General features: G+C 58.1%; 14 protein-coding genes. 10 read left to right on the forward strand and 4 right to left on the reverse strand.

Annotated features, from left to right (window positions below; translation table 11 throughout):
• Positions 1-11 precede the first annotated feature (11 nt).
• Positions 12-1,499: an Asp-tRNA(Asn)/Glu-tRNA(Gln) amidotransferase subunit GatA gene (gene gatA / locus ACR0I1_RS12940; RefSeq protein WP_170563967.1), complete on the reverse strand. Its 1,488-nt coding sequence runs from the start codon at positions 1,497-1,499 to the stop codon at positions 12-14.
• A 3-nt stretch (positions 1,500-1,502) separates the two neighbouring features.
• Positions 1,503-1,790 (reverse strand): Asp-tRNA(Asn)/Glu-tRNA(Gln) amidotransferase subunit GatC, encoded by a 288-nt coding sequence (gene gatC, locus ACR0I1_RS12945; RefSeq protein WP_170392224.1) that lies wholly within the window; start codon positions 1,788-1,790, stop codon positions 1,503-1,505.
• 224 nt (positions 1,791-2,014) lie between these two features.
• Here gatC and ACR0I1_RS12950 point away from each other — a divergent pair, with 224 nt between their 5' ends.
• The gene (locus ACR0I1_RS12950; RefSeq protein ID WP_170401611.1) at positions 2,015-2,173 is read left to right on the forward strand and encodes a hypothetical protein; all 159 of its coding nucleotides are present in this window, start codon (positions 2,015-2,017) and stop codon (positions 2,171-2,173) included.
• Between the two features lie 154 nt (positions 2,174-2,327).
• A complete protein-coding gene (locus ACR0I1_RS12955; RefSeq protein ID WP_170401613.1) occupies positions 2,328-2,891 on the forward strand; it encodes a DUF4202 domain-containing protein in 564 nt (187 codons plus the stop codon).
• A gap of 30 nt (positions 2,892-2,921) precedes the next feature.
• On the opposite strand, the gene ACR0I1_RS12960 is transcribed toward ACR0I1_RS12955, so the two are convergent.
• Positions 2,922-3,605, reverse strand: coding sequence for a ceramidase domain-containing protein (locus tag ACR0I1_RS12960; protein ID WP_170563970.1), 684 nt, complete (start codon positions 3,603-3,605; stop codon positions 2,922-2,924).
• A 57-nt stretch (positions 3,606-3,662) separates the two neighbouring features.
• On the opposite strand from ACR0I1_RS12960, the gene ACR0I1_RS12965 reads away from it, so the two are divergent.
• Both ACR0I1_RS12965 and ACR0I1_RS12970 read left to right on the forward strand, forming a co-directional pair.
• On the forward strand, positions 3,663-4,355 hold the full coding sequence (locus ACR0I1_RS12965) for a metal-dependent hydrolase (RefSeq protein WP_480706797.1): 693 nt from the start codon (positions 3,663-3,665) through the stop codon (positions 4,353-4,355).
• A complete protein-coding gene (locus tag ACR0I1_RS12970) occupies positions 4,355-5,521 on the forward strand; it encodes a M24 family metallopeptidase (protein WP_480706799.1) in 1,167 nt (388 codons plus the stop codon). The genes ACR0I1_RS12965 and ACR0I1_RS12970 overlap by 1 nt, the downstream gene beginning before the upstream one ends.
• Here the strand turns inward: ACR0I1_RS12970 and ACR0I1_RS12975 are convergent.
• The gene (locus tag ACR0I1_RS12975; protein WP_480706801.1) at positions 5,518-5,970 is read right to left on the reverse strand and encodes a nucleoside deaminase; all 453 of its coding nucleotides are present in this window, start codon (positions 5,968-5,970) and stop codon (positions 5,518-5,520) included. The two genes, ACR0I1_RS12970 and ACR0I1_RS12975, sit on opposite strands and share 4 nt — an antisense overlap.
• 61 nt (positions 5,971-6,031) lie before the next feature.
• Between ACR0I1_RS12975 and ACR0I1_RS12980 the strand changes: the two genes are divergently transcribed.
• The 6 genes from ACR0I1_RS12980 (at position 6,032) to ACR0I1_RS13005 (ending at position 12,426) form a co-directional block, all read left to right on the forward strand.
• Positions 6,032-6,847, forward strand: a complete 816-nt coding sequence (locus ACR0I1_RS12980) for a pseudouridine synthase (protein ID WP_480706803.1) — start codon at positions 6,032-6,034, stop codon at positions 6,845-6,847.
• Between the two features lie 175 nt (positions 6,848-7,022).
• Positions 7,023-7,937, forward strand: a complete 915-nt coding sequence (locus ACR0I1_RS12985; RefSeq protein ID WP_170801942.1) for a 5-bromo-4-chloroindolyl phosphate hydrolysis family protein — start codon at positions 7,023-7,025, stop codon at positions 7,935-7,937.
• Between the two features lie 29 nt (positions 7,938-7,966).
• The gene (locus tag ACR0I1_RS12990; protein ID WP_170392243.1) at positions 7,967-9,157 is read left to right on the forward strand and encodes a toxic anion resistance protein; all 1,191 of its coding nucleotides are present in this window, start codon (positions 7,967-7,969) and stop codon (positions 9,155-9,157) included.
• Entirely contained in the window at positions 9,157-10,128 is a 972-nt protein-coding gene (locus tag ACR0I1_RS12995) for a DUF2927 domain-containing protein (protein WP_480567273.1), read from the forward strand. Before ACR0I1_RS12990 ends, ACR0I1_RS12995 begins: the two co-directional genes overlap by 1 nt.
• A 22-nt stretch (positions 10,129-10,150) precedes the next feature.
• Positions 10,151-11,299 (forward strand): SPFH domain-containing protein, encoded by a 1,149-nt coding sequence (locus tag ACR0I1_RS13000; protein ID WP_170563990.1) that lies wholly within the window; start codon positions 10,151-10,153, stop codon positions 11,297-11,299.
• A gap of 35 nt (positions 11,300-11,334) precedes the next feature.
• Positions 11,335-12,426 carry a TFIIB-type zinc finger domain-containing protein gene (locus ACR0I1_RS13005; RefSeq protein WP_170392249.1) on the forward strand — a complete coding sequence of 364 codons (1,092 nt, stop codon included), beginning with the start codon at positions 11,335-11,337 and terminating at the stop codon, positions 12,424-12,426.
• Positions 12,427-12,446: the final 20 nt, after the last annotated feature.

Below are 12,446 nucleotides of genomic sequence, written 5' to 3' on the forward strand. Positions count from 1 at the left end.
AGGATTGAGGATTACCACCATTTTCCGGGCTTGGCCACAAACCCAGCCGCACTCTCTAGCGCGTAGGCGGTGTTGAGCAGATCGCCTTCCTCCCACGGACGGCCGATCAGCTGCAGACCCAACGGAAGGCCCTGTTTGTCCAGACCAGCAGGCACCGAAATACCGGGCAGGCCAGCGAGGTTCACTGTCACGGTGAACACATCGTTCAGGTACATCTGAACAGGATCAGCCTCGGTCATCTCGCCCAGACCGAACGAGGCCGACGGCGTTGCCGGGGTCAGGATCGCATCAACGCCTGCAGCAAAGACATCTTCGAAGTCCTTCTTGATCAGGGTACGGACCTTGCGGGCGCGGTTGTAGTAGGCGTCATAGAAGCCTGCAGACAGAACGTAGGTGCCGATCATCACCCGGCGCTGGACCTCATGGCCGAAGCCTTCGGCGCGGGTTTTTTCGTACATCTCGGTGATGCCATCGCCCTGAGCCAACTGCGCTCGGCGGCCATACCGGACACCGTCATAGCGGGCGAGGTTCGACGACGCCTCGGCAGGAGCAATCACGTAATAGGCAGGCAGCGCGTATTTAGTATGCGGCAGCGAGATATCGACGATTTCGGCGCCCGCGTCTTTCAGCATAGCGGTGCCATCGGCCCAAAGCTTTTCAATCTCGGCAGGCATGCCGTCCATGCGGTATTCCTTCGGGATACCGATTTTCTTGCCTTTGATATCGCCGGTCAGCATCGCCTCGAAATTTGGCACGGCCAGCTCGGCGCTGGTGGAATCCTTGGGGTCATGACCGCACATGGTTTCCAGCATGATCGCTGCGTCACGGACGTTCTTGGTCATCGGACCGGCCTGATCCAGAGAAGAGGCGAAGGCCACAATGCCCCAGCGCGAGCAACGACCATAGGTTGGCTTGATGCCGGTGATACCGACAAAAGCAGCAGGCTGGCGGATCGAACCGCCGGTATCGGTACCGGTCGCGGCCAGACACAGGTCAGCCGAGACAGCCGAGGCTGAGCCACCGGACGAGCCGCCGGGTGTCAGCTGTGCATCGTCATTGCCGCGCCGCCACGGGCTGACCGCATTGCCGTAAACGGATGTTTCATTAGACGAGCCCATCGCGAACTCGTCCATGTTCAGCTTGCCCAGCATCACAGCACCAGCATCCGCCAATTGTTGCGACACGGTGGATTCGTATTCGGGCTTGAACCCCTCGAGAATTTTCGAGGCCGCTTGCGAGGGCACGCCCTTAGTGCAAAACAGGTCCTTGATCCCGATCGGCAGGCCGCACATCGAAGGCGCGTCGCCGCCTTTGATCCGCTCATCCGCCGCCTTGGCGCGCTCCAACGCGATCTCGGGCGTCTTGTGGACAAACGCGTTCAGCGCGTCGGCTTCGTCAATGGCCTTGAGGCAAGCCTCGGTCAGTTCAACGGATGTGACATCTTTGGCACGCAGCGCGTCGCGGGCCTCGGCCAGGCCCAATTTGTTCAGTTCGCTCATGACTTACTCCACAACTTTTGGAACAGCGAAGAACCCTTCGCGCGCATCGGGGGCGTTGGATAGGACTTTGTCCTGCTGGTTTCCATCGGTGACCACGTCCTGACGACGCTTCAGGCGCATCGGCTCAACCGAGACCATCGGCTCGACGCCTTCGACATCCACTTCGTTTAGTTGCTCGATAAACCCGAGGATATTGTTGAACTCGGACGCCAGCGCAGGCAGCGCATCATCCTCGACCTTGATCCGGGCCAGTTTGGCCACCTTGGCGGCGGTGCTTTGGTCAATCGACATCGGAAACCCTCATCTACGTTAGGGGGCGTTTACCTGCCTGCCGCAACACTCGCAAGAGCGACAGGCGGCAGACGGGGATTCAAACCCAATATCGCCAGCTGCCATGCATATTTGAATGACTGATATGCAAATAAGTAAACCGGTTAGTTCAGTTTTGCCATTGAAAAAATGAACCGAACAGTTCACCTCAATATCGTGACGCAACGAGAAATCGGAGACACCTCATGAAAACCCTTCTTCCCGCCTTCATATTGTCCGCTCTGGTTCTGACCTCGCCCGCCCTGGCTTTGGGTATCGATATGAACAATCTGACCCGAAACCTTAGCTTCCCCGCGCCTGTTTCGGAGCCCGTGACGAGGGACCACACCCAGGCAGGCAAATAACCCTGACCTGCGCGCCGGATCGGTACGCCCCCTCCCGATCCGGCGCTTTTTGCAATTGACTGCTGCACCCATTCCAACAACTCGTTAGCATGGTCTTGGACCAAACGCCGAACCACCCGTCAGGTGCAGTGCAGGCGAGCTAACGGAGCAGAGAATGAGCACACGCAAGCAAACCGTTCTGGACGCAATTGACGCAGCAAATGCGCAAGACCCTAATATGGAGGACGGCCAGCCGGTCGAGCTGCTTTATGGCCAACGCATGAGCGCAGAGCTGGATCGGCTATTTCCCGATGCGTCGGATGCTTTACAGATCGCCGCACGTGGTCAGCATGTCGAACGCTGGAAGCTAAAGCGCACTGAATACCCCGAAGGACGTGCAGGGTATCTGGCCTGGAGGAAGGCGCAAGGCGTATATCACGCTGACGTTGTGCAAGGATTCATGGAACAGGCTGAATATAGTGCGGACGATATAGAAGCCGTCGGGCAAATGCTGCGCAAACAGGGGATCAAGCGCAATGCCGAAGTACAGGCGCTTGAGGACGTGATCTGTTTCGTTTTTCTGAAATGGTACTTTGAACCTTTTGCCGCCAAGCACTCCGCCGAAAAAATCCAGCGTATTGTTGAAAAAACGGCTTTCAAGATGTCAGCCGAAGGCCGCGCGCGCGTATTGGCTGAATTTGATCTGCCGGAGGCTTTGGCTGCTGCGTTCAGGGACTAACCAATCAGGATGATGCTTAGGTGGTTCTGATCAATGTCCTGATCCTGCAGCCACCGCAGCTCCGGCAGGTGGATTTCGGATCGCCCGCAGATAAACCTCAATCATCCAGCCCAACATAACTGCATTCAGAATGTGCCATATAAAATGCGTCCCCGTTGGCAGATACCCGCAAATTGGAGTGTCCAGTGATCGAAAGGTGATCGAGGTGATCAGGACAGTTGCTCCTATTGTCAGCCCACGCGCAGTGTCCGGGGCTTTCCGGCGCAACAGGACCGCATAAATCAGAATCAATAGAGGAACTGGGGCGTATGCCGCCGAGCCACCAAGGCCAGGCACCAACTGGAATAGCGGGATCGTCAGCGCCACGTACGGAAAGAACATCGCGGTCAAACCCAGCGCGTATCTGTTGCTCAGCCGCCAGACATCGCGATTCACCGCGTAGATGTAGACGAGGATGTACAGCAGAATTGGCGTCACATCCAAGATCGCCGCCCAAACCTGCGCATGGGTATGGAACAGATAGCTGCCAATTCCGATCATCGCCAATATGACAACCAAAGCCATCGCCAACGGTGCGCCCTGCCCGCGCGCCCTTTGCCACATCACAAATGCAGCAATAAGAAAGGCCGCATTGGTAATCGCGTTTATCGGCTCGGCCCAATACGCGGGCGAGAGCCGCTCACAATATCCATCAACATACTGCGTCCAATCCATAGATTTTTACATAGCCGATGCTAGGCTAACTCCAAGCAGAAAATGGGAGGATTCTCTATGGATATCATTTGGCTGGGACATGGCAGCTTTCGCATCGAAACAGCAGGACAAGTTCTATTGATCGATCCCTGGCTGACGGGCAACCCGTCTTTGCGCGAAGATCAGCATGACGCAGCCGTTGCGGGCGCGACGCATATCCTGCTGACTCATACTCATTTCGATCATGTCGTCGATGTGCTGCCGCTGGCCAAACATCTAAACGTGCCCGTGGTCGGGCAATACGACCTGATGGGCTACTGGGCCGAGGCTGAAGGTATTGAAACGGTCGGATTCAACAAAGGTGGCACTGTTGACTTAAACGGTGTCAAATTAACGATGGTGCCTGCCTCGCACAGCTCGACCTTCTCGACGCCTGATGGTCTTCGCACGGGTGGAACCGAGGTCGGCTATATGATCGCGTCCGAGGACCGTATGCTCTATTTCTCTGGCGATACCGACATTATGGCCGACATGGAGTGGATGGGTGATTATTACAAACCCGATATCGGCATCCTTTCGGCAGGCGGCCACTTTACCATGGACATGAAGGGCACTGCCTATGCTGCCAAGCGGTATTTCAATTTCAAGACAGTGATCCCGTGCCATTACAAGACCTTTCCGATTCTCGCGCAATCGGCTCAGGAATTGGCTGACGGGTTACCCGGTGTCGATGTAATCGAGCCCGAGGTCATGCAGGCGATTTCTCTCTAATGCCCGCGTCGGATTTCAGCGCGCAGGAATACGCTGACCGCATTCACAAGACCCGTTCTGCGATGGATCAACAGGGTATCGAGACCTTGTTGATCACGGACCCATCGAACATGGCGTGGCTCACCGGTTATGACGGTTGGAGCTTTTACGTACCGCAGATGGTCATCCTGCCCGCCAGCGGATCGCCTCTTTGGTGGGGCAGAACGCAGGACCAAGCGGGGGCTGCGCAGACCACCTGGTTGGACCAGATGGACCTGCTGGATTGGCCTGAAGAGCATGTGCAACACCCGGACCACCACCCGGTCGACGCCCTTGTGTTGGCATTGCGGGATCGCGGCTGGACCTCTGGTATCGGCGTGGAGATGGATAACTATTATTACTCAGCCACCAGCCACCGCATCCTCGAACAGGCCTTCGGTGCATTGATTGATGCCACAGGGCTTGTGAACTGGCAGCGTGCTGTCAAAAGCGATGCCGAGATCGCAATGATACGCAAGGCGGGTCAGCTGACTGCACATATGCACGGAGTTCTGCGTGACGCATATCGCGAAGGATTGCCCAAAAACCAACTTGTCGCCGAAGTGCAGGCGGCAGGCATCGCCGGACTGCCCGGCCTAGCCGGAGATTACCCTGCTATCGTGCCGATTGCACCCTCCGGTCGTGAGGCTTCTGCCTCGCACATTACTTGGAACGACCGACCACTGGCGCGGGATGAGGCGACCTATTTCGAAATCTCCGGCTGCTATCGACGCTATCACTGCCCCGCTAGTCGCAGCCTGTTTCTGGGTGATCCCCCGGATGATATCCGCCGGGCCGAAGCCGCCGTTCTAACCGCTATCGACGACACAATGACCGCCGCACGCCCTGGCATCACCTGCGAGGAGGTCGCGGCTTGTGTCTATGACAGTTTCGCCCGCGCGGGGTATGTCAAAGCCAACCGCACCGGCTATCCCATCGGGCTCAGCTATCCGCCCGACTGGGGCGAGCGCACCATGAGCCTGCGACCCGGTGACACGACGGAATTGCAAGAGAATATGACCTTTCACCTAATGCCCGGCCTCTGGACCCCAGACTGGGGACTGGCGATTACCGAAAGCTTTGTGGTGACGTCAGATGGGGGCAAGCCCCTGGCTGATATCCCACGTGAAATGGTCGTAAAAACTTAACCGCGCTGCGCCGCGAAGAAGCGTTTCAGCAGCGCGGCAGCCTCTTCGGCGGCAATGCCGTCATAGACCTCGGGTCGATGGTGGGTCTGTGGGTGTGAAAACACGCGCGCGCCATGCGCGACACCGCCAGATTTCGGATCGGAAGCGCCGTAGTAGATGCGCCGGATGCGTGCTGCGGCCAGCGCTGCGGCGCACATGGCACAAGGCTCAAGGGTTACGTAAAGGTCATGATCGGGTAAACGCTCGGACCCGGCCGCGGCACATGCGGCGCGCAGAGCCAGAATCTCAGCATGGGCAGTGGGGTCATTCAACTCGCGGGTGCGGTTCCCATCTGCGGCCACCACCTGCCCGTCGGGCGCGACGATCACCGCGCCGACAGGCACTTCACCTCGGTCTGCTGCCGCCTGTGCCTGTTCCAGCGCCTGTTTCATGTGGGATCTGAACTTCATGCCTCTGACTGCCTCAGAAACCCGTCTTTCGCAAGCCGCTGGGATGGGTTATGGCCGGAGGATGACCAATACCCCTCCTCCCGGCGACCGGATCGCCAAAGTGCTGGCCCGCGCCGGTGTCGCCTCGCGCCGCGAAGCTGAACGCATGATCGAAGCCGGACGTGTGACCGTGAATGGCAAGGCGATCAACAGCCCTGCGCTGAACGTAACCGCCAAGGACAGGATTACCGTCGATGGTAAACCAGTATCCGAGCCCGAGCCATCACGCCTGTGGCTCTATCACAAGCCACCTGGACTGGTGACGACGGCGCGTGACGAAAAAGGCCGCAAGACGATTTTTGACGACCTGCCCGAGGATATGCCCCGGGTCATGAGCGTCGGGCGACTCGATCTGAACTCGGAAGGATTGCTACTGCTGACTAATGATGGCGGCATCAAGCGCAAGCTGGAACTGCCCTCAACTGGATGGCTGCGCAAATACCGGGTGAGGGTAAATGGACGCCCCAAAGACGAGGATTTCGAACCGCTGCGCAAAGGCCTGGTAATCGATGGTGAACGGTTTCAGCCCATGACCGCGACACTGGACCGTCAACAGGGCGCGAACGCTTGGCTGACCATCGGCCTGCGCGAAGGCAAGAATCGCGAAATCCGCCGCGCTATCGAAGATATCGGTTATGTGGTGAACAGGCTTTTGCGGGTTTCTTACGGCCCATTCCAACTGGGCAACCTGAAACCCGGCGAGGTTGAAGAAATCCGCCGCCGTGTCATGCGCGACCAACTGGGGCTGGATGCTGAGGATAGCGGAATACCCCCGGCCAAACGCCCTGCTCGACCGCAGCGCAAAAGACCAGCAATCGGCAAGAAACCTCGCAAGTGACGCGGGTTATTCAACCTTCCCCCTAGCGCCAAGCCCTCGTATCGCCTAAATTTTCCCTGATGGTCACAGTTGGGGGGCGCTATGTCCGGGACCGGATTACAAAAATTGGCCTATGCGGCCCTGTTGGTGCTGTTGTTCGGCGTCTGCACCGGTCTGTTGGGGGGCCTGTAGCGAAATGGCCAAACGGTACGGCGGCAAATTCAGCCCAGAAGGCGATGTTTCCTCGCAGGATCAGCCATCGCGTGGCCAATTCGATGGTGCCCGTGTCGAACCGGCAGGTGCACGCGCGAACATCCTGTTTGTCCCGGCGATACCACTGGTGTTTCTGTCTCTGAACGATGGCGCGATCGGAATGACCATCGGCCTGGTTGCGGCAGGGCTACTGACCGCTGCCGCGTTTCTGCTGCGCGAAGGTTTAAGGGCCGAATCCGCTTACAACGCCCGCCGCACCGCACGCAGACCTGCGTTTCCCCGCAAGATATTTTCCAGCGTTCTGACCGGTTTGGGGGCGGCGCTAGCCTCATACCGGACCGAATTTCTGGACGCCGAAACAGCATCACAGGTAAGCCTGCTGGCCCCCATCCTGTTTGGCGCCGCTGCAACGGTTCTACATTCGGTTTCCTTCGGCCTCGACCCAATGAAGGACAAAGGAATGGAGGGTGTCGACACCTTCCAGCAGGACCGTGTCGCACGCGTGGTCGAGGACGCCGAAACCCATCTGGCCCAAATGACCGATGCAATCAAACGCGCTGGTGACCGCCGGATCGAAGCACGGGTCGAGCGCTTTCAGGATACAGCCCGCGACCTGTTTCGCACGGTCGAGGAAGACCCGCGCGATCTGGCCGGTGCCCGGAAATACCTGACGGTTTATTTGCAAGGAGCACGCGATGCGACGGTGAAGTTTTCGGACGTCTATGCCCGTACCCGCGATGCGCAGGCGCTGGCGGATTACTCGGCCCTGCTGGACGATCTTGAACAGAATTTCGCGGCGCGGACGCGAAAGATGCTATTGGATGACCGCAGTGATCTGACGGTTGAAATTGATGTGCTGCGCGACCGGTTGCAGCGCGAAGGCGTCCGGTTGGACTGACCGGCTTTTATGTAAGCGAGGATTACCCCATGTCCGATGAGATCAAGAACAAGGCAGTCGAGGCTGAAACGCTGGTGCAGGAAGTCACCGCCGTCGCCCTCCCCGAGCCGCAGGCCGAGATTGTCCCGCTGGAAGAGGCCGACGAACCGGTGGGCGCCGAAATCCGTAAGCGGATGGGTGAGATCGATATGGGCGACACAAACTCGATCGTCTCGTTCGGATCATCCGCACAGGCGGAATTGCAAGAGATCAGTCAGGCCATGCTGGCCGATGTACGCAATAAGGATGTGGGCCCGGCGGGCGACAGCCTTCGCAACATCGTAACAACGATCCGGGGGTTTTCAGTCAGCGAACTGGATGTGCGTCGCGAACGCAGTTGGTGGGAAAAACTGCTGGGCCGCGCTGCACCCTTTGCCAAGTTCACAGCGCAGTATGAAGACGTTCAAAGCCAGATCGACCGGATCACTGATGATCTTCTGGGGCATGAGCATACACTGCTGAAAGATATCAAGTCTTTGGATCTGCTGTACGAAAAAACGCTGGAGTTCTACGACGAACTTGCACTGTACATCGCAGCGGGAGAGGAGAAGCTGACCGAGCTGGACAGCCACGACATTCCTGAAAAAGAGGCCGAGGTTCAGGCCGCGCCCGAAGACCAACAGGTGATGAAAGCGCAGGAATTGCGCGACTTGCGTGCCGCGCGCGATGATCTGGAACGCCGGGTCCACGACCTGAAGCTTACCCGTCAGGTGACGATGCAATCGCTGCCCTCCATCCGTCTGGTGCAGGAAAATGACAAGTCGCTGGTGACCAAGATCAACTCGACCCTCGTCAACACAGTACCGCTCTGGGAAACCCAGCTGGCACAAGCTGTCACCATACAGCGCAGTGCCGAGGCCGCCGCTGCCGTACGTGATGCCAATGATCTGACCAATGAATTGCTGACCTCGAACGCCGCCAACTTGCGCGAATCCAACAAAATGATCCGCGAAGAGATGGAGCGTGGCGTCTTCGATATCGAAGCCGTCAAACAAGCCAATGCAGACCTGATCGGTACCATCAACGAAAGCCTCGCCATTGCAGACGAAGGCAAGGCCAAACGCGCCGCAGCCGAGGAAGAACTGAAGAAGATGGAGGCCGAATTGCGCGATACGCTCGCCTCGGCCAAGGCGCGACAGGACGGGATCGGCGACAATGCCGGAACGGCTGTTCCCGGATAATGGAAACAGCGGGCGTGCGGCCATTTCATCGCGCTAAGATTGCAGTATTGGGCTTGTCGCTGCTGGCATTTGCTGGCTGCGATGAGACATTGACGACGACGATCGCTCCTGAACCTCAACCTGCCCAGCCGCAAGGCCTGAGCAATGCATATCAAGCGCCCTCACCAGCGAGCCTTGATCTCGCGCGATACTATGAAAGCGTACAAAACAACTTGCTGACGCGCGGGTTGCTGAGAACCGATGGCGGTGGCCCTGATACGCCCTATGATGCCGATGATCTGGCTCGGAACTTTGAGACCATAGCGTTTTATAATGAATATCCGGGGCAAGCCGTTGCCAGCGGCAGCAGTCGCACCAGCCGACAGCTTAGTCGCTGGTCTTCGCCGGTTCGCATAAAGCCCGAGTTTGGTCCATCGGTTGCACCTGAAGTCCGCCAGCAAGAGACCGCCCGAATTGACGCCTACGCCAACCGCTTGTCGCGGCTCACTGGACACCCGGTCTCAACCACCACCCGGAATGCAAATTTCCACGTATTCGTGGCGGGTGAAGATGATACCGCTTATGTGCAAGCCCGGCTGCGACAACTGATCCCGGGCATAGGGCAGGCACAACTTGACCTCTTCGACAAACTGCCACGCTCTTTCTATTGCTTTGTATTCGCTTCGGCGTCGAACAGCGCGCCACAGACATATACCCGGGCTGTTGCCTTGATCCGGGCGGAACATCCCGATCTGGTGCGCCTGAGTTGCGTCCACGAAGAGATCGCTCAGGGATTGGGGCTGCCGAATGACAGCCCGTCTGCCCGGCCATCAATCTTCAACGATGACGACGAGTTCGCCCTGCTCACAAGCCATGATGAAAAACTACTAACCATTCTATACGACCCGCGCCTCAAGCCTGGCATGACAGCTGACGAAGCGCGGCCAGTGGTCCGTATCATTGCACGCGAATTGATGGGGCAGTCGCTCTGACCCCGAAGACAGGAGAAATCCAATGGGAATTTTTGATTTTCTGACCGGTGAATTCATAGATGTCATCCACTGGGTCGACGATACGCGCGACACCATGGTCTGGCGGTTCGAGCGTGAAGGACACGAGATCAAATACGGCGCCAAGCTGACCGTGCGCGAAGGTCAAGCGGCGGTCTTTGTGCATGAGGGGCAGTTGGCGGATGTCTTCACCCCAGGTCTCTACATGCTTGAGACAAACAACATGCCGATCATGACGACGCTGCAGCATTGGGATCACGGCTTTCAGTCTCCGTTCAAGTCTGAAATTTACTTCGTTAACACGACCCGGTTCAATGACCTGAAATGGGGCACCAAGAACCCGATCATGCTGCGCGATCCCGAGTTTGGACCAACACGCATCCGGGCCTTCGGCACCTATACAGTGCGGGTCAAGGACCCGGCGAAATTCCTAGTAGAGATCGTAGGCACCGATGGTGAATTCACCATGGACGAGATCAGCTTTCAGATCAGAAACATCATCGTGCAGGAATTCAGCCGCGTCATCGCAGGCTCGGGCATTCCAGTTCTCGATATGGCGGCGAACACTGCCGATCTGGGCAAACTGATTGCCGCCGAGGTGTCGCCGGTGCTGGACGGGTATGGTTTGAGCATGCCCGAGTTCTACATCGAGAACATCTCGCTGCCACCAGCGGTCGAGGCCGCGCTGGACAAGCGCACATCGATGGGGTTGGCGGGCGATCTGGGCAAGTTCACGCAGTATTCCGCAGCTGAAGCGATGACCGCAGCGGCCAACAATCCCGGTCAGGGCGGCGGCATGGGCGCCGGTCTTGGCATGGGAATGGGTATGGCGATGGCACAGCAGATGTCGAACATGGCAGCGGGTCAACCAAGCGGCCCTTGGGGCGGTTCCGCCCCCGCTGCCCCGCAGGCCTCGGCGCCTGCGGCACCCCCGCCCCCTCCGCCCGTCGAGCATGTATGGCATATCGCAGTGGATGGTCAGACCAGCGGGCCGTTTTCCAAGGCCAAGATGGGCCGAATGGCGACCGATGGTGAGATAACGCGCGAGACCCACGTTTGGACCGCCGGACAGGACGGTTGGAAGAAGGCAGGCGACGTGCAGGAACTGGCACAGCTGTTCACGATCCTGCCTCCGCCGCCTCCGGGCGCGTGATCTGACATTTGGTAACCTGATTTCGAGGTTCTGTCATGGCGAAAGACGAACACCGTTTCCCCTGCGACCAATGCGGGGCGGATTATCGGTTCAATCCCGGTGACGGAACGCTGACTTGCGATCATTGTGGCAACACCAGAACGATCGGTGCTGGCCCATGGGGTGGTGCAAGTCTGCGAGAGCTGGATTTCGACGCCGCCATCGCGGATCGCTTGCCTGACAGCGAGATTGAAGAAACCCGTGTTCTGACCTGTCCGAACTGCGCGGCTCAGGTTGAGTTTGATCCGAACACCCATGCTGCGGAGTGCCCGTTCTGTGCCACTCCGGTAGTGACCGATACAGGCGTTAGCCGCCATATCAAACCCCGCGGAGTGTTGCCCTTTGCACTGGATGAACGCTCGGCCCACAAGGCAATGGGGGATTGGCTGGGCCGACTGTGGTTTGCACCCAACGGGTTGAAGGAATACGCCCGAAAGGGACGCAAGATGCAGGGCATTTATGTCCCGTATTGGACCTTCGACGCTGATACCAAGTCGAGTTATCGTGGGGAACGCGGTGTGGTGTATTACGAAACTCGCACTGTGATGCGCGATGGAAAGCGCGTGCAGCAACAGGTTCCCAAAGTACGCTGGACTCCAAAATCCGGACGGGTCGCACGGTTCTTTGACGATGTTCTGGTTTTGGCGTCTCAATCGCTGCCCAAATCCTATACGGACGCGCTGGAACCATGGGACTTGCCTGCGCTTGAACCGTATCAGCCGGAATATCTGGCCGGTTTCCGCGCCGAGGCTTACACGGTCGAACTGCGAGAAGGTTATCAAGAGGCCCGCGCACATATGGCACGGGTGATCGAGCGTGACGTGCGGTTTGATATCGGAGGCGATCGTCAGCGCATTCACGCTGTCGACACCGAAGTGCGAGATGTCACATTCAAACACATCCTCTTGCCGGTTTGGATGGCGGCCTACAAATACCGCGGCCAGACCTATCGTTTTGTGGTCAATGGCCGGACTGGCCGCGTTCAGGGTGAGCGTCCCTGGTCCGCAATCAAGATAACGATCGCCGTGGTTCTGGGCCTTCTCGTTGCGGCCGGCGTCGGGTATCTGGTGGCAACTGGACAGCAATAAAGCTGATAAGCAGAGCACGC

It is taken from the genome of Ruegeria sp. B11 (assembly GCF_056539785.1).